The 16,284-nt window shown below is 69.2% G+C and carries 20 protein-coding genes; 13 read left to right on the forward strand and 7 right to left on the reverse strand.

What is annotated here, in order from left to right; all coding sequences use genetic code 11:
* The first annotated feature begins 25 nt into the window (after window positions 1-25).
* From ETO60_RS10405 to ETO60_RS10420, 4 genes are all read left to right on the forward strand, one after another.
* Window positions 26-1,111: a CaiB/BaiF CoA transferase family protein gene (locus ETO60_RS10405; protein ID WP_130005421.1), complete on the forward strand. Its 1,086-nt coding sequence runs from the start codon at window positions 26-28 to the stop codon at window positions 1,109-1,111.
* On the forward strand, window positions 1,111-1,566 hold the full coding sequence (locus ETO60_RS10410) for a MaoC family dehydratase (protein ID WP_130005423.1): 456 nt from the start codon (window positions 1,111-1,113) through the stop codon (window positions 1,564-1,566). Before ETO60_RS10405 ends, ETO60_RS10410 begins: the two co-directional genes overlap by 1 nt.
* 133 nt (window positions 1,567-1,699) lie before the next feature.
* On the forward strand, window positions 1,700-3,667 hold the full coding sequence (ftsH, locus tag ETO60_RS10415; RefSeq protein WP_130005425.1) for an ATP-dependent zinc metalloprotease FtsH: 1,968 nt from the start codon (window positions 1,700-1,702) through the stop codon (window positions 3,665-3,667).
* The gene (locus ETO60_RS10420; protein WP_130005427.1) at window positions 3,664-4,158 is read left to right on the forward strand and encodes a hypothetical protein; all 495 of its coding nucleotides are present in this window, start codon (window positions 3,664-3,666) and stop codon (window positions 4,156-4,158) included. The genes ftsH and ETO60_RS10420 overlap by 4 nt, the downstream gene beginning before the upstream one ends.
* On the opposite strand, the gene ETO60_RS10425 is transcribed toward ETO60_RS10420, so the two are convergent.
* Window positions 4,159-5,316 carry a DUF3667 domain-containing protein gene (locus tag ETO60_RS10425; RefSeq protein WP_165362166.1) on the reverse strand — a complete coding sequence of 386 codons (1,158 nt, stop codon included), beginning with the start codon at window positions 5,314-5,316 and terminating at the stop codon, window positions 4,159-4,161.
* A gap of 61 nt (window positions 5,317-5,377) precedes the next feature.
* Here ETO60_RS10425 and ETO60_RS10430 point away from each other — a divergent pair, with 61 nt between their 5' ends.
* Window positions 5,378-5,611 (forward strand): DUF3072 domain-containing protein, encoded by a 234-nt coding sequence (locus ETO60_RS10430; RefSeq protein ID WP_130005431.1) that lies wholly within the window; start codon window positions 5,378-5,380, stop codon window positions 5,609-5,611.
* Between the two features lie 22 nt (window positions 5,612-5,633).
* Here the strand turns inward: ETO60_RS10430 and ETO60_RS10435 are convergent, their stop codons facing one another.
* Complete coding sequence (locus ETO60_RS10435) at window positions 5,634-6,404, reverse strand: ParA family protein (RefSeq protein WP_130005433.1); 771 nt, start codon at window positions 6,402-6,404, stop codon at window positions 5,634-5,636.
* Between the two features lie 127 nt (window positions 6,405-6,531).
* Window positions 6,532-6,876: a DNA-directed RNA polymerase subunit omega gene (gene rpoZ / locus ETO60_RS10440; RefSeq protein ID WP_130005435.1), complete on the reverse strand. Its 345-nt coding sequence runs from the start codon at window positions 6,874-6,876 to the stop codon at window positions 6,532-6,534.
* Between the two features lie 152 nt (window positions 6,877-7,028).
* Between rpoZ and ETO60_RS10445 the strand changes: the two genes are divergently transcribed.
* On the forward strand, window positions 7,029-8,192 hold the full coding sequence (locus ETO60_RS10445; protein WP_130005437.1) for a phospholipase D-like domain-containing protein: 1,164 nt from the start codon (window positions 7,029-7,031) through the stop codon (window positions 8,190-8,192).
* A 12-nt stretch (window positions 8,193-8,204) separates the two neighbouring features.
* Here ETO60_RS10445 and ETO60_RS10450 read toward each other — a convergent pair whose 3' ends face one another.
* Window positions 8,205-9,725 carry a replicative DNA helicase gene (locus tag ETO60_RS10450; RefSeq protein WP_130005439.1) on the reverse strand — a complete coding sequence of 507 codons (1,521 nt, stop codon included), beginning with the start codon at window positions 9,723-9,725 and terminating at the stop codon, window positions 8,205-8,207.
* A gap of 133 nt (window positions 9,726-9,858) precedes the next feature.
* Between ETO60_RS10450 and ETO60_RS10455 the strand changes: the two genes are divergently transcribed.
* The 3 genes from ETO60_RS10455 to cdd are packed head-to-tail and all read left to right on the forward strand — an operon-like array spanning window position 9,859 to window position 11,558.
* The gene (locus tag ETO60_RS10455; protein WP_130005441.1) at window positions 9,859-10,392 is read left to right on the forward strand and encodes a UPF0262 family protein; all 534 of its coding nucleotides are present in this window, start codon (window positions 9,859-9,861) and stop codon (window positions 10,390-10,392) included.
* A gap of 3 nt (window positions 10,393-10,395) precedes the next feature.
* Window positions 10,396-11,145 carry a glycoside hydrolase family 25 protein gene (locus ETO60_RS10460; RefSeq protein WP_130005443.1) on the forward strand — a complete coding sequence of 250 codons (750 nt, stop codon included), beginning with the start codon at window positions 10,396-10,398 and terminating at the stop codon, window positions 11,143-11,145.
* Window positions 11,142-11,558 (forward strand): cytidine deaminase, encoded by a 417-nt coding sequence (cdd, locus tag ETO60_RS10465; RefSeq protein ID WP_130005445.1) that lies wholly within the window; start codon window positions 11,142-11,144, stop codon window positions 11,556-11,558. The genes ETO60_RS10460 and cdd overlap by 4 nt, the downstream gene beginning before the upstream one ends.
* 40 nt (window positions 11,559-11,598) lie before the next feature.
* Here cdd and ETO60_RS10470 read toward each other — a convergent pair whose 3' ends face one another.
* Both ETO60_RS10470 and ETO60_RS10475 read right to left on the reverse strand, forming a co-directional pair.
* Window positions 11,599-12,732: a M14 family metallopeptidase gene (locus ETO60_RS10470; RefSeq protein ID WP_130005447.1), complete on the reverse strand. Its 1,134-nt coding sequence runs from the start codon at window positions 12,730-12,732 to the stop codon at window positions 11,599-11,601.
* Window positions 12,729-13,337: a DUF4136 domain-containing protein gene (locus tag ETO60_RS10475; RefSeq protein ID WP_130005448.1), complete on the reverse strand. Its 609-nt coding sequence runs from the start codon at window positions 13,335-13,337 to the stop codon at window positions 12,729-12,731. The genes ETO60_RS10470 and ETO60_RS10475 overlap by 4 nt, the downstream gene beginning before the upstream one ends.
* Window positions 13,338-13,478: 141 nt before the next feature.
* On the opposite strand from ETO60_RS10475, the gene galE reads away from it, so the two are divergent.
* Both galE and ykgO read left to right on the forward strand, forming a co-directional pair.
* On the forward strand, window positions 13,479-14,507 hold the full coding sequence (gene galE / locus ETO60_RS10480) for a UDP-glucose 4-epimerase GalE (protein WP_130005450.1): 1,029 nt from the start codon (window positions 13,479-13,481) through the stop codon (window positions 14,505-14,507).
* Between the two features lie 84 nt (window positions 14,508-14,591).
* The gene (ykgO, locus tag ETO60_RS10485) at window positions 14,592-14,717 is read left to right on the forward strand and encodes a type B 50S ribosomal protein L36 (RefSeq protein WP_029941846.1); all 126 of its coding nucleotides are present in this window, start codon (window positions 14,592-14,594) and stop codon (window positions 14,715-14,717) included.
* 116 nt (window positions 14,718-14,833) lie between these two features.
* Here the strand turns inward: ykgO and ETO60_RS10490 are convergent, their stop codons facing one another.
* Complete coding sequence (locus ETO60_RS10490) at window positions 14,834-15,154, reverse strand: CC_3452 family protein (protein ID WP_130005452.1); 321 nt, start codon at window positions 15,152-15,154, stop codon at window positions 14,834-14,836.
* 134 nt (window positions 15,155-15,288) lie between these two features.
* Between ETO60_RS10490 and ETO60_RS10495 the strand changes: the two genes are divergently transcribed.
* A complete protein-coding gene (locus tag ETO60_RS10495; RefSeq protein ID WP_130005454.1) occupies window positions 15,289-15,798 on the forward strand; it encodes a winged helix-turn-helix transcriptional regulator in 510 nt (169 codons plus the stop codon).
* Window positions 15,779-16,150, forward strand: a complete 372-nt coding sequence (locus ETO60_RS10500) for a hypothetical protein (protein ID WP_130005456.1) — start codon at window positions 15,779-15,781, stop codon at window positions 16,148-16,150. The genes ETO60_RS10495 and ETO60_RS10500 overlap by 20 nt, the downstream gene beginning before the upstream one ends.
* Window positions 16,151-16,284 lie beyond the last annotated feature (134 nt).

The raw sequence follows: 16,284 nt of genomic DNA on the forward strand, positions 1-16,284 counted from the left end.
GGGCAGGCACGGGGAGAGCAAGGCGATGGGTGAGGCAAAGGGTCCGTTGGCGGGGGTGCGGGTGCTCGAGTTCGCGGGCATCGGGCCGGGTCCGCACTGCGCGATGCTGCTGGCGGACATGGGCGCCGAAGTCGTGCGGATCGAGCGGCCGGGCACCGCCGTGTTCAATCCGGTGGTGGAGCGTGGCCGCCACCGGCTCGCACTCGACATTCGCACGGACGAGGGCCGCGCCGCCGCGCGCGCCGCGGCGGGCGCGGCCGACGTGCTGCTCGAAGGGTTCCGCCCGGGCGTCATGGAGCGCAACGGGCTCGGCCCGGACGAACTGTGCGCCGCCAATCCGCGGCTGGTCTACGCCCGGATGACCGGTTGGGGGCAGGACGGGCCGCTGGCGCGGACGGCAGGGCACGACATCACCTACATCGCGGTCGCGGGCGCGCTCGCCTGCATGTCTGCCCCTGACGGCAACCCGGTGCCGCCGCAGAACCTCGTCGGCGACTTCGGCGGCGGGTCGCTCTACTGCGCCCTCGGCATCGTCGCCGCCCTGCTGGAACGGGAGCGTTCGGGACGGGGGCAGGTCGTCGACGCGGCGATCGTCGACGGCGTCGCCAGCCTCATGAGCTTCTTCACCGGCGCGCCGGCCAATCCGCTGCTCGACCCGGCCGGTGGGCGCGGAATGCTCGGCGGCGCGGCGCATTTCTACCGCACCTACCGCTGCGCCGACGGGCGCCACATTGCCGTGGGTGCGATCGAGCCGCAGTTCTACGCGGAGCTGCTGGACCGGCTCGGCGTGGCGGACGCGCTGGGCGAGGGGCAGCTCGATCCGGGCCGCTGGGATGCGGCGGGAGAGCGGCTCGCGGCGCTCTTCGCCACGCGGACCCGGGATGAATGGTGCGCCCTGTTCGAGGGGTCGGATGCCTGTGTCGCACCGGTGCTGGAGCCGGCCGAGGCAGCGGATCATCCGCACAATGCGGCCCGCGGCGTCTTCCTGCGGCACGGCGACAGGATGCACACGGCGCCCGCGCCGCGCTTCGCGCGCACGCCGGGCGCCATCCGCGACAGCGCGGAGGATGGCGCGCAAGTTGTGGCCCGCTGGACCGGAGGCGCGCACTGATGGCGGGACGGCACTTCGAGGAGTGGCGCATCGGTGACCGGATCGAGCACCCGATCCGCCGGACGGTGACGGAGACCGACAACCTGCTGTTCACCACCATGACCCACAATCCCCAGCCGCTGCATCTCGACGCCGAGGCGGCGCGGGCAAGCGAGTTCGGGCAGATCCTCGTCAACGGCACCTTCACCTTCGCCCTGCTCGTCGGGGTGAGCGTGGGCGACACGACGCTCGGCACGCTGGTGGCGAACCTCGGCTACGACAAGGTCGTCATGCCCGCGCCCGTGTTCATCGGCGACACGCTGCGCTTCACGAGCGAGGTGGTGGCGCTGAGGGACAGCCGGTCGCGGCCCGAGGCCGGCCTCGTCACCTTCGCCCACGAGGCGCACAACCAGCGCGGCGAGCTTGTCTGCCGCTGCGAGCGCACCGCGCTCGTCCGCCGGAACGCGCCCGCCTGAACCCGCTGCGGCAAGCCGGTCGCGACCGGCGAGTGTGCACGCTTGGCACGCCCCCGTGGACGCGGCCGTGGTCAACTTGCCATTCACGCGCGCCCTCTTACATTGCCTCCACACTTCCAAGGAACGGCAGCGCATGAGTCAGGATCGCAAACCGAACGAGCCGAATCCCGGCGGTCCGAACCCGATGGTTAGGAGCCTGATGATCTGGGGCGGCATCTTCATGGCGCTGCTGCTGGTGGTGTCGATGTTCGGCTCCGGCGGGCAGGCGCCGGGCACGCAGATCGGCTACTCCGATTTCCGCCAGCGCGTCGCCGCCGGCGCCGTCCAGTCGGTCGAGATCGGCGAGAACCGCATCACCGGCACGTTCCGCAACAACGAGACATTCTCGACCATTCCCGTCGCCAACGACACCGACCTCACCCGGCTTCTGTCGGAGAACGGCGTCACCTATTCGGGCAAGGCTCCGCAGGAGACGAACGTCCTGCTGCTGATCCTCGTGCAGTCGCTGCCGTTCCTGCTGATCCTCGGGATCGCGTTCTTCGCCTTGCGTCAGGTGCAGAAGGGTGGCGGTGCGGGCGGGGCGATGGGCTTCGGCAAGTCCAAGGCCAAGCTGCTGACCGAGAAGCAGGGCAAGGTGACGTTCGACGATGTCGCCGGCATTGATGAGGCGCGCGAGGAGTTGCAGGAGATCGTCGAGTTCCTCCGCGATCCGCAGCGTTTCGCCAAGCTTGGCGGACAGATCCCGAAGGGAGCGTTGCTGGTCGGCTCGCCCGGCACCGGCAAGACCCTGCTGGCGCGGGCGATCGCCGGCGAGGCGGGGGTGCCGTTCTTCACCATTTCCGGCTCGGACTTCGTGGAAATGTTCGTGGGCGTCGGCGCCAGCCGCGTGCGGGACATGTTCGAGCAGGCGAAGAAGAACGCGCCGTGCATCCTGTTCATCGACGAGATTGACGCGGTCGGCCGCAGCCGCGGGCACGGTCTTGGCAATTCCAACGACGAGCGCGAGCAGACGCTGAACCAGCTGCTGGTCGAGATGGACGGTTTCGAGGCGAACGAGGGCATCATCATCATCGCCGCGACCAACCGGCCCGACGTGCTCGACCCGGCGCTGCTGCGGCCCGGCCGTTTCGACCGTCAGGTGGTTGTGCCCGTTCCCGACATCGACGGGCGCGAGAAGATCCTCGGCGTGCACATGAAGAAGGTGCCGCTGGCGCCCGACGTGAACCCGCGCGTGATCGCGCGCGGCACGCCGGGCTTTTCGGGTGCGGACCTTGCCAATCTGGTCAACGAGGCCGCGCTGCTGGCGGCCCGTCGCAAGAAGCGACTGGTTGCGATGCAGGAGTTCGAGGACGCCAAGGACAAGGTCATGATGGGCGCGGAACGCCGCTCCATGGTCATGACCGAGGACGAGAAGAAGATGACGGCCTACCACGAGGCCGGGCATGCGCTCGTCACCGTCAACGAACCCGCGTCCGATCCCATCCACAAGGCGACCATCATCCCGCGCGGCCGCGCACTTGGCATGGTGATGCGGCTGCCGGAACGCGACAGCTACTCCTACCACCGGGACAAGATGCACGCGAACCTCGCCGTTGCAATGGGCGGGCGTGTGGCCGAGGAGATCGTGTTCGGCCACGACAAGGTGTCGAGCGGCGCCTCCGGCGACATCCAGTATGCCACCGATCTTGCCCGCAACATGGTCACCAAGTGGGGCATGTCCGACAAGCTCGGCCCGCTGCAGTACGAGGTCAGCCAGGAAGGCTATCTCGGCATGCAGGGGACGCAGCGCACCATGGCCGGCGCCGAAACGAACAAGCTCATCGATGCCGAGATCAAGGAGCTGGTCGAAGGCGGCCTGCAACGGGCGCGCGAGATCCTGTCGGCTCAGGAAGACAAGCTTCACCTGCTGGCGCAGGCGCTGCTCGAATACGAGACGCTTACAGGCGATGAGATCACCCAGCTCCTGCGTGACGGGCGCATCGACCGACCGGACGAGGCGTCGCGCGAGACGGCCGTCGCGCGGCCGGTCCGGGGGTCGGCCATCCCCAAGGCGGGACGAAGGTTCGGGGGCGCGGGCGGCGAGGCGCCGGCGGGCGCGTGAGGCTGTCCGTGCCGGCTGGCGGCCCCGAAGGATCCGCCGCGAAGTCGGTCCGCCGCGTCTGGCTGTCTCAGGCCGGAGCCTTGCCGCCGGCGTCCGGTTCGCCGGGCAAAGCTCTTCGGTATGCCCTTGCCGCCATCGCCTTGACGCTCCCGGCTGCGGCCTTCGCGCGGCCGGGCGAGGTCAACGCCCACGAGTTCTATGTCGCGGCGCAGGGCCTTTTGGCCAAGGGGCCGGCGGCGGTCTTCGACAGCCGGCGCGAGCCGTTGACGGCGCAGTTTCGCGATGCGGTCGAAACCGTGCGGGCGGAGAATGCCGCCGCTGGCGGCCGCGGTCGCGGGCTCTACTGTATCCCTGAAGAGGAGCGCCGGGAGGGCATGTCGGTTCGCTTCATCATGGATCAGCTTGCCGCGATTCCTGAACCGGAGCGGCGGACGATGACCCTGCGCAGCGCGTGGCGGCGCATCCTCATGCGCAACTATCCCTGCCGCTAGTCAGGCGCTCATCCCGGCCATGACGAGGCCGGTCGCGAATAGGCTTAGCGCTGTCAAGGCGAACACCAGCAGCGCCCCCGTGCGCCACAGCGCGGAGGCGCGGCCGAGCGCGTAGGTGCCGCGCAGCTGGGTGTACATGTGCCACGGAATGAACAGCATACCCGCCGTCAGCAACCAGTGCCCCGGCATGCCGAGAGCGGCGAGGATGGAGCCGGCGATCACCAGCAGGGAGACTGTGGCGATGGAATAGGTGACAAACACGGCATGCTCGTACAGCGGCCGCCACCGCCACAGGAACAGGAGGGCCACGAAAGGCACCGACAGGACGATCAGCAGCCAGCTGAACTTGTAGGCGTTCGTCTGGAGCTTGTAGACGAGCAGGCTTAAGTTGCGGGTCACCGCCTCGACGAAGGTGGCCAGCGCGCCGTCTCCCTCGATCCGGATCGGCGCGACGATCTCGGACGCCGAGGACACATCGCCGCGGCGCACCGGCGTCGCGTTCGCCGTCTGCAGCACGGTCACCTCGCCGTCCTGCGAGGCCGCCAAGATGTTGGCGAGGACGCGGCGCTCCTGCGTCACCGAGGCGATCGTGCGGTCGGTCCGCGCCGTGCTGGCGCCGGCCGCCTGCTGCGTCTGCCGCTGCTGCTGCAGGCGGGCGAGGGTGGTGTCCAGTTCCTCCAGCCGCTCTTCCATCCCGGCGCTGATCTCGGCGCCGGTCCGGTCGTTCACGAGGTGCGCCGGCGAGCCGATGAGGCTGATGGTCGCGAACATGAGGAACACGGAGCACAGGAACAGCGCCAGGGGTGACATGAACCGTGCGCGTTCGCCTTCGATGTAGCGGCGGGTCAGCGCGCCCGGCTTTGCCAGCAGCAGCGGAAGGGTGCGCCACGCCTTCCCTTCGAAGTGCAGCACGCCGTGCAGCAGATCGTGCCCGAAGGCGCCCAGCGTGCGGTGAAGATGCGCGTTCTGCCCGCAGGCATGGCAGTAGGCCCCGGCAAGCGTCGTGCCGCAGTTCAGACAGGCCTCCTGCGGTCGAGACGCAGCGGGCGCGGCCTGCGCGCTGCTCACCGCCTCGGGCACCGTCGTTGTCGCCAAGCTGCCGTCCTCCCGCCGCGGAGCATAGCCGAACGGCATGCTTCTGCCAAACGCGACCTGCATGATTGCAGGACCGGAACAGATGGAGAACATCTGCATTGGTGCCGCGGAAGGAGACGATATCATGACGACCGAAACACCCCACGCGAACCCGAAGGCGGAGCCGGTGTCCAACGCGGTGAAGGATCCCGATGACTGGACGACCGGCGGCGAGAAGATGACCGGCGCGCAGGCCAGCTACCTCAAGACGCTGAGCGAGGAGGCGGGCGAGCCGGATGCCTACTCGCCGGACCTCACCAAGGCCGAGGCGTCGAAGACGATCGATGCGCTGCAGGAAAAGACCGGCCGGGGCAGCTGAGCCCGGCGGCTCGGCGGCAGGTTCAGGAGCGTGCCGGCCGGCGGGCCGGGGCGGCCACTCCATTGCGCGAGTCGGCGAGGGCGCGCTCCACGCCCACCCAGACGCGGTTCACCGCCTGGGCCGCCGGAGCGTGTCTGGCGAAGGCGCCGACGGGCTGACGCCGCACCGCACACTGCTCCAGCACGCTGGCGAAGGGGATCACGGGCCAGTCGGGGTGCTCGTCCCGTGTGGCGCGATGCAGGGAGCGGCGCGCGTCCAGCATCGACAGGACCGGCACGATGACGGGCGTCCGGCCGTCGCCATCCCTGACGGTGTCCGTCACCGTGTCGAGCGCGCGCAGCGACAGCGGCGACGGCGGCAGTGGCACGACCACCACATCCGCCGCGCGCAAAATCTGCGCGCCGACTTCGCCCAGCACCGGCGGGCAGTCGAGAATGATCCGCTCGTGCTCGGCCGAGAGCGCGCGGGCCAGCTTGAGCAGGCGCTTGCGCTTGCCGATGCGGGTGAGGCGCTGGTCAAGTTCGCGCAGGCTCTCGTCCGAAGGCAGGAGCGACAGCCGGGCATAGGAGGTCGGCACGACCGCGCGGGCGGCCTTCTCCTCGTCGTCGAAGATGCGCAGCGCCTTGTCTCCGGCGCGGTCGATGCCGAGCAGAAAGCCCGCGCCGCCGGACGGATCGAGATCCCAGAGCAGGGTGCGCCGGCTCGACACGGTCGCGGCGGACCACGCCAGGTTTGCAGCCAGCGTCGTTTTCCCCACCCCGCCCTTGACGCTGTAGACCGCTATCGTAGCCAAGACCGCTTACCCGGCTGTGCTGGGCGGCAACAGCACCGCACCACGGCGCTGTCCTGCCACATCGGCAGGGAAGCGACCAGAGGGCTTGGTGTCCCGCGCGCGAACGACACCCGCCGCGCGCCGGGGCTCAGCCGTCGTAGTCGCCGCCGAGCGAGGTCGAGCGCACCGGAACGGCCGCCGTGATCCGCAGCGCCTCGGCGGACTGGCTGAGCGAACCGATGTCGTCCGCCTCGTCCTCCTCGTCGGGGAGGATCTTCTGCAGGCTGGCGATCAGGTTCTCGCGCAGGTCGTCCGGCCTGACCGTCTGTTCCGCGATCTCGCGCAGGGCAACGACCGGGTTCTTGTCGCGATCGCGTTCGATCGTCAGTTCCGCGCCGCCGGAGATCTCGCGCGCCCGCTGCGCCGCGAGGAGCACGAGATCGAAACGGTTGGGGATCTTGTCGACGCAATCTTCGACGGTAACGCGCGCCATGGGCACTCCCGCATTCAGCGATGTGGTGGTGAAGCGGTCGCGCCTAGCGCAGCCTTGGTGTGCGGTCAACCGTTTGCCCGCGCGCGCACGGCCCTCTAGGAGAGGACGAGGGGACGCGCTGGCAGGGCGGGCGCCGTCCGGAGGGGAGAAGGATGCCAGCATCGCCTTCGCGAGACTTCCAGTCGCCTCCGCCGTTCACGAATGCCGTCGACGGCCATCGCGTGACCATGCTCGCGCGGGGGGAAGACCGCCGGCGTGCGCTTCTCGCCATGATCGACGAGGCGCGCGAGACTCTCGACCTTTGCTTCTACATCTACGCCAAGGACCGGGCGGGCGTGGAGGTGCGCGAGGCGCTCGTGCGGGCGGTTCGCCGCGGTGTGCGGACGCGGGTGATCCTCGACAGCTTCGGGTCGGAGGCCGATGCGGACTTCTTCGCCGACTTCATCGACGCGGGAGGATCGTTTTCCTGCTTCAGCCCGCGACTGACGCAGCGCTACCTCATCCGCAACCACCAGAAGATGGTCATCGCCGACGGCACGAAGGCGGTGTTCGGCGGCTTCAACATCGCCGACGACTATTTCGGCCTGGAGGAGGACAACTGGGTCGATCTGGGCATTCGGATCGAGGGTCCGGGTGTCGCCGGGCTGGCGGAATGGTTCAACCTGCTGGCCGGCTGGACCAGCACTCCGCGGCCCCGGTTTCTCGCCGTGCGGCGGACCGTGAAGCGCTGGCACCGTGTCCATGGCCCTCTCGAATGGCTGGTCGGCGGTCCGTCGCAGGGGCTTTCGAGCTGGGCGCGGCGGGTCAAGGCCGATCTCCAGCACGGCCGGAGCCTGCACATGATCATGGCGTATTTCAGCCCCTCCAAACAGGCGCTCCAGCTCGTGGGACGCACCGCCCGGCGCGGAGCGGCGCACCTCGTGCTCGCGGCGCGGTCCGACAACACCGCCACAGTCAGCGCCACCCGCTCGCTGTACGACTACCTCCTCGCCCGCGGCGTCGAGGTGTTCGAGTTCCAGCCGGCGAAGCTGCACACCAAGCTCATCGTCGTCGACGACGTGGTCTATCTCGGCAGCGCGAATTTCGACATGCGCAGCCTCTACCTGAACCTCGAACTGATGCTCCGGATCGAAGACCCGGCGCTCGCCGAGCGGATGCGTGCCTTCGTCCTCCAGCACGAAAGCGCGTCGGAGCACATCACCGCCGACGTGCACCGCGCCCGCGCGGGCCTGCTCAACCGGCTGCGCTGGAACCTGAGCTGGCTGCTGGTGACAGTGATCGACTACACGGTCACGCGCCGGCTCAATCTGGGCTGAGAATCGTCCCGCTCAATCGTAGCCGGCGTGCCGATCCTCGTCGGCGAGATCGGAAAAGCGGGTGATCTTGGCTTCGAAACGCAGGCGCACCTTGCCGCAGGCGCCGTGACGCTGCTTGGCGATGATCAGCTCGGCAAGGCCGAAGACCCGCTCCATCTCCGCCTGCCATGCGGCATGGGCGTCGTGGCACTTGGCGTCGTCACCGGCCTGCGGCACCTTGGGTTCGCGCGAGGCGACATAGTAGTCCTCGCGGTAGATGAACCAGACCATGTCCGCGTCCTGCTCGATGGAGCCGGATTCGCGCAGATCGGACAGCATCGGCCGCTTGTCGTCCCGCTGTTCGACCGCGCGGCTGAGCTGCGAGAGGGCAATCACCGGCACCTCCAGCTCCTTGGCCAGCGTCTTGAGGCCGCGGCTGATCTCGGAAATCTCGTTGACGCGGTTGTCCTGCGACCGCTTGGACCCCTGCATCAGCTGGAGGTAGTCGACGATGATGAGCCCGATCCCGTGCCGCCGCTTGAGCCGCCGGGCCCGGGTGCGCAAGCCGGCAACGGACAGCGCCGGCGTGTCGTCGATATACAGCGGCAGCTCCGCGAGACGCTGGCTGGCGAAGGACAGCTGCTGAAAGTCGTCGCGGCTGATCTTGCCCATCCGCAGCGCCTCGGACGAGATGCCGGCCTGCTCGGCGAGGATGCGGGTGGCGAGCTGATCGGCGCTCATCTCCAGACTGAACAGCGCGACCGGCGCACCGACCGATCCGGCGATCCCGTCGCGCTGATCGCGCAGGAAACGGTCGGCGCAGTTGAAGGCGATGTTGGTCGCCAGCGACGATTTCCCCATGCCGGGGCGCCCCGCGAGGATGATGAGATCGGAGTCGTGCAGGCCGCCGGTGCGCTCGTTGATCGAGGTCAGGCCGGTGGTCTTGCCCGACACGTGCCCGCCGGAGTTCAATGCCTTCTGGATGAGGCCGAGCGCCTTGTGGGTTGCCTGGCCGAAGGTTTCCGCCTCGCTGCCGACCTGCGCACCCTCGGCAACGCGATAGAGGTCGGCCTCGGCCTGCTCGATGCGTTCAAGCGGGGCAACGTCGTCCGAGGTGTCGAGCGCACCCTCGACAAGGTTGCGACCGACGGTGACAAGCTCGCGCAGGAGAGCCAGGTCGTAGATCTGCTGGGCAAACTCGCGCGGCGCGAGCAAGCCCTGCCCATCGGCCGTCAGCCGGGCGAGATAGGCGATGCCGCCCACGTCGGCGAGAGCCGGATCGGCCTCGAAATACGGCTTGAGGGTGACGGGGGTCGCCACGAGGTTGCGGTCGACGAGTTTCAGGATCCGCTCGAAGATGCGCGCGTGGAGCGGCTCGAAGAAATGTTCGGGCAGGAGGGGCACCGCCAGATCCTCGAGCACCCGGTTGTCGATCAGCGCCGCACCCAGGAAGGCCGCTTCGGCGCCGATGTTGCTGGGCAGGGCGCGGGCGGACGGGTCCGCTCCGTCGACGGATTGAAGCGGCACTTCGCGCAGCGCGGGAGACGATGTCATGCGCGCTCCATGCGCCTGTCGGGACGGGATTCGCAACCCGGCTGCGACGAATGCCGGGGCGCCGTTGCGATGGACCGACCGCCGCCTCTTGCCCTTGCCCCGTGTGGTCTGCGAAGAGCGGCTCAGCACCGCCATGACCATCAGTTCCGCCACTCCGGACCGGCAGCCCGCCGCATCCCCTCAGCCCGAGGACTACCGCATCGCCTCGATCGTGCTCGACGATCAGACGATCCTGCGGCGCAGCGCCGACATCGAGCAGGAGCGGCGGGTGGCCATGTTCGACCTCATCGAGGAGAACCGCTTCAAGCCGCTGCGCGCGGCGAGCCAGGGGCATTGCGGCCCCTATGCCCTCGAACTGGCCGTGCGCGACGGGCGGCTGGTCATGACGATTGGCACGGTGGCGGGGGAGCCGCTCGACACGCTCGTGCTGGGACTGGCCCGCTTCCGGCGCCCGGTGCGCGAGTATTTCGCCATCTGCGACAGCTATTACCGGGCCATACGCCACGCCACCGCCGCGGAGATCGAAACGATCGACATGGCGCGGCGGGCCATCCACAACGCGGCGGCGGAGTTGCTGCTGGAGCGGTTTGCCGGCAAGATCGAGACCGATTTCCAGACCGCGCGGCGCCTGTTCACCCTGATCTGCGTCCTGCACATCAAGGGGTGAGCCATGGCAGCCCGCCGCATCCGACCCGGCCGGCGCGCGCCGCGGCGACAGCGGCGCAGCCGCCTGCTGCACGGCATCGTCCTCCTCCTGCTGCTGGCGGGCGCCGCTGCCCTCGTCTGGCTGTGGCACGCGGGTCAAAGCTGGCGGCCCCGCGACAGTGATTACCCGGATCAGGGCGCCTATCTCACGGACGCGGCCGGGGCGGTGCGGATGGCCACGCTGCGCGCGATCGGGGCGAGGTTCGTCTATGTCCGCGCGAGCATCGGGGCCGAGCGCCGCGACGAAGCCTTTGCCCGCAATTTCGCCGCCGCGCGGCGCATCGGGATGCCGGTCGGCGTGGTGCACGAGTTCGATCCGTGCGCCACGGCCGATGCGCAATCCGCCAATTTCGTCGTCATGGTGCCGCGCGACGCGCAGCTTCTGCCGGCCGCCATCGCCCTTGACCGGCTGGCCGACGACTGCCCGCGCCGGATCAGTGAGGCGACGATCGAGTCCGAACTCATCACCCTCGTCAACCAGATCGAGATCCACACCGGGCTGCCGGTGCTGCTCAAGGCTGGGCGTGCCTTCGAGGAGCGCTACGGCATCGCCGCGGGTTTCGAACGCAATCTGTGGCTGTCGCAGAACTGGCTGGAGCCTGATTACGGACAGCGGCCGTGGCTGATGTGGACGGCGAACGATGCGCTGCGGACGGAGGCGGCGGAGCAGCCGATCGCCTGGGTCGTGGTGCGGCCCGGTGGAGAACGCGAATGACCGACGAACAGCTCGTGACCGCCGCCCGTGACGCGGCCGCAGCCTCCTATTCTCCCTACTCGCGCTTTGCCGTCGGGGCGGCGCTGCTGTTCGACGACGGCGCCGTGTTCACCGGCACCAACATCGAGAACGCAAGCTACGGGCTGACGCTGTGCGCCGAGACGGTGGCCGTGGCCGCGGCGATGGCTGCCGGGCGGCGGGGCGGGTTGATGGCGGTGGCGGTGGCCGGACCTTTGGACGGTGCGTCAGGCGCGCCGATCACGCCCTGTGGCCGCTGCCGCCAGGTGCTGAACGAGCTGGCACAGCTCGGCGCGACCGACCCGGCCGTGCTGTGCGCCGGGCGCGACGGCGTCCGGCGCCTGACCTTGTCGCAGCTGCTGCCCGAGGCGTTCGGACCGGCAAGCCTCGGCTGACCGAGCCGCACGCGGCGTCGGACCGCTCCGCCTTCGCCCCTCAGGCCGAGCGGTGGTCAAGCCATTCGAGCAGCGCGGCGAGGCAGTCGCGGGCCAGAAGCTTGCTGCGCTCGGGCGACCAGCCCTGAAGCGGGTCCGCCAGGGGCGCATGGTCCTTGAATGGCATTTCCAGGGTCATCGCCACGGCGCCGAAGCGCTGCGCCACCTGGTTCGTGCTCATGGCCAGATTGGCCGCGCCGGGGGCGGCCTTTACATAGCCCAGCTCGGTCTGGAAGTCGGGGGTGCGGCGGGCAAGGATCCGCTGGTAGCTGTAGAACTTTTCGCCCAGCGCGTCGGTCCAGCCCGGAATCCCTTCGAAACCGGCCAGAAAGTTCGCGGCGATCGCCTCGTCGCCGTGCACGTCCATGGCGAAATCGACGCCGGTCTCGTCCATGCGGTTGCGGATGGCCAGCACTTCGGGGCTGCGTTCGGGCGAGGGATCGGCCCATTCGCGGTTGAGATTCGCTCCGGCTGCGTTGGTGCGCAGATACCCGCGCCGCGAGCCGTCGGGATTGCAGTTGGGAACGATGATGAAGCGGCACCGCCGGCGCAGGGCCCGCCCGACCGGGTCGGCGGGATCGGTGAGACATTCGAGCGCGCCTTCCATCCACCATTCGGCCATGCTCTCGCCCGGATGCTGCCGGGCATAGAGCCACACGGTGAAGTCGCCGTCGCCAAGCTCGAGGCTGTCGATCGGCTGGCCGTCGAGGCTGGAGCCGAGGCACCTGTAGGTGACACCCTCCGCCGCAGCCATCTGCGCCACCAGATCGTGATGCTGCTCCATCGAATAGGGGGCGAAATAGGCGAACCAGGCGAGGCCGCGGTCAAGCGTGTGGCAAATCGACAGCACACCGCGGTCCTTGTCGAAGCGCGTGTCGGCGCGGGTCCAGAGAAGGCGGTCGGTGCTGACGCAGGCGCGATAATCGGGCCAGCCGAGCGGGTAGGCGCTGTCGTTCAGCCCTTCGATCGCCAGCTCCACCCGCTCGCCCGGCGTGCCTGCGACGCGGAAATGGAACCACTGCTTGAATTCGCCGCCGGCGTCATAGCGCAGGGCCAACCGGGCGCTCGCCCCGGTGATCTCCAGCACCTCGATGTTGCCGCTGTCGAAGGCGGCGTCGATGCGCAGATCGCTCATCGGCCGGCCGTGACCCGAACGGTTTCGCCGTTGTTTCCGGGGAAGTCGCGGAACAGCGCGTCGGCCAGCAGCGGGGCATGGACGCGGCTGTCTGCCAGGCGCGATCGCAGCGGGAACTCCGTTTCTGCGCGCCCTTCCCACACGCTGGCATTGCTGCTGTCGCGCAGGGTCACGGCGAGCAGGGCCCCGCCGCGCTCTCGCGAGCCGCCAAGATTGATGCCGACGCCGAGGCCTACGCCGGAGCCGAACGTGCCGGTCGAGCCACCGACTCCGACGCTGACCGGCGAGCGGCTTCCGTCGATCCCGCGGGTGAACCGCTCCACCCGCACTTCCGCGCGGTACTGGCTCGTCCCCGAAGCGGTGGCCTGCGGCCGGAACCCCTGTCGCTGAAGCGCGTCCGCCACCGCCGTGCGGTACGGCGCCAGTTCGAGCGTGTCGGCGAGGCCGGGCGCGGCGACCACGGACACTGTGGCCGTTCTCGCCGCCGCGAGCCGGGCCGGGTCGTGGAACCGGGTCACCTCGATCGGGCCGGGTCCGGTGGCGCAGGCGCCAAGGGCAAGAACGGCCGCGCAGGCGGCGATGCAGCTTCCGATGCGTCGTGTCATGGTGGCAACTCCCGCTGGCAGGGTGGGGCAGTGGTTTGATGCAACAGCGTTCAACGCCGCCTCCGCGTTCCGTGAAGTGGTGGAGTCCGGCGTGCTTTTTCGGATTTCGCCGGCTCGGATCCGCTGCTAGCGGGCGAGCCGATGAACACCAATCGAAAAGTGCCGGTGCTCGTCACCGGCGGCGCCGGCTACATCGGCAGCCACGCCGTCCTTGCCCTGCGCGATGGCGGCTGGCCGGTTGTGGTGATCGACAACCTGTCGACCGGCTTCCGCTTCGCCGTTCCCGACGCGGTGCCCCTGCATGTCGGCGACATCGCCGACACGGCGCTTCTCGCCCGGATCTTCGCCGAGCACGGGATTGGCGCGATCATGCATTTCGCCGGCTCGATCGTGGTGCCGGAGTCGGTGGAGCGTCCGCTCGACTACTACGGCAACAACACGGCCAAGAGCCGGACGCTGATCGCCGCGGCCGTGGAGGCGGGGATCAGGCACTTCATCTTCTCCTCGACCGCCGCGACATACGGCGCCCCGGACCACAGCCCGATCGCGGAGGACACGCCCACGCGGCCGATCAACCCCTACGGCTGGTCCAAGCTGATGACCGAGCAGATGCTGGCCGACACGGCGAAGGCCCATCCGCTCAACTACTGCGCGCTGCGGTACTTCAACGTGGCGGGCGCCGATCCCGATGCGCGCACGGGCCAGTCGACCGCCGGCGCGACCCACCTCATCAAGGTTGCCTGCGAGGCGGCGCTTGGCCGCCGCGACGCGGTGGCGGTCTACGGCACGGACTTCGACACTCCCGACGGGACGGGGGTGCGCGACTACATCCACGTCAGCGACCTTGCCGCCGCGCATGTGCTGGCGCTGGAGGCGCTGCTGGCCGAGCCGGGACGGTCCATGGTGATGAACTGCGGCTACGGACGCGGGTTCTCGGTGCTGGAGGTGCTCGACGCGGTGGACCGGGTGACCAATCGCCCGCTCGTGCGGAGGCTGGAGGGCAGGCGCGCCGGCGATCCCGCCGAGCTCGTGTCCGACCCGGCGCGTATCCGCGCCACCCTCCCGTGGCAGCCGCGCTTCGACGACCTGCACACGATCATCACCCATGCGCTTCAATGGGAACGGCGCCTCCAGCAGCTGCGCGGATCCGATCAGCCCGCAGCCGGTTGACTTCGCCAGCGCGTCCGCATAGGCGCGGGGAGAACGGCGCCGGACGACCTGTCGCGGCGCCCGCTTCGTTTTCAGGATTGTGTCATGAAGATTCGCAACAGCCTCAAGTCGCTGAAGGACCGGCATCGCGACTGCCGCGTGATCCGTCGTCGCGGCCGCACCTACGTGATCAACAAGACGAACCGGCGCTTCAAGGCGCGTCAGGGCTGATCCGCCGGCGCGGGGCTGCGCGCGGCGACCAGCTGCGGCGGCAGCCCTGCCGACATGAAAAAGGGCGCGACGACCACGCGCCGCGCCCTTTCCATGGTCTTCGAAGTTTCGTGGCGTCAGGCGTTGCAGCGCGCAAGTGCCGCCGAGTCGAGCGCCGTTCCATTGACCGTCAGAGACACCACCGTCCCGGCCTTGCGCTTCAGATCGCGGCACAGCCTGCTGGGGCGCGCCGCTGCGGCACGCGCGACACACGTCTCGCCCTGACACAGCCACAGCGTGTTTCCGGCCACGACGCGGGCATCCCTGGCCGGGGCGGCGAGAACGGCCGTCACTGCCGACGGCGTGCCGGAAGGGGCCGCTGTCACCGGCGCCCCGACGCCGAACATGCCCGCGGCCGCGACAGCCGAAGCCGCGATGATGGTTCGAATGCTGTTCATGGTGGTCCTCCTCTATGGCCGATGGCGGCCAGCGAGTGCGGCCGTAGCGTTGTGCGTTTCAAGTTGCAACCAGAAACCTATAAGGGCTTGTGCAGTTTGCAGCCGGTTCTAAGCTGTGGACGGGAGATTGGCCGATGGGTGAACTGCATCGTCGCGAGCCGCTGCGAGAACTGACCGAGTGCGGACTCCCGCAGGCGCTGGAGGTCATGGGGGAGCGCTGGTCCTTCATGATCCTGCGCGCAGCCTTCAACGGGATCTGCCACTTCGAGGAATTCCACGACGAACTCGGCATCGCCCGCAACATCCTTTCCAACCGGCTGGGCCGGCTTGTGGAGCATGCGATCCTCGACCGTACCCCCTGTCCCGAGGACCGCCGGCGGGTGGAATACCGGCTCACCGCCAAGGGTCTTGACCTGCTGCCGGCGATGATCGCCCTGCGCCAGTGGGGGCACCGCTACGGCGCCGAGGTGATCGAGAACCCGGTGCTCGTCGACGAGCGCGACCGCCTGCCGATCCGGGGCGTCGCGATCCTGGCCCATGACGGGCGCGTTCTCGGTCCCGACGAACTGAACCTCGTCGACCAGACGCAGGTCGGGCGCGCGGCGACCCGCGTGGAGCGGACCGTTGCCGTCCCGTCAGGCTAGGCCGGTCGTCCCGACACCCGACGCCCGCTACATCGTTGTCGACGGCCGTCTGTGGCGGACCAGCAATCCGTCCCTCGCTCCGGACGAGCGGGAGGGCCATGTCCGCGCCCTCATGGCGGCCCGCCGCGCCGTGGCGGCGGCGCGGCGCGCGGATGATGCCGAGGCCCTGCGCGAGGCGCGCCAGCAGGTGCACGCGGCCAAGGTCGCGCTGGGGGAGCGCGGCCCGGTCTGGTGGACCGACGGGGCACCGGACGAGAACAGGCGCCTCGTTTGCAACAGCAGCTACGCGGCGTGGTGGCGGAAGCGGCGACCTAGTGCCGGCCGGTCGGGGGATGACGAACCGGCGGGCTGACCGCCACGCCCCACGGACGGATCAGGCGCGGAGAGGCTGAAGCCGGTAGGCGAGGGCTTCGGCTCCCGCATGAAGGCAATCGTCCCGCCGACAGTATGCAAGGCAATTTCGGAGTTAGTAGTTATGGGCTTGAC

It is taken from the genome of Qipengyuania thermophila, from assembly GCF_004153605.1.
Taxonomy (GTDB): Bacteria; Pseudomonadota; Alphaproteobacteria; order Sphingomonadales; family Sphingomonadaceae; genus Qipengyuania_B; species Qipengyuania_B thermophila.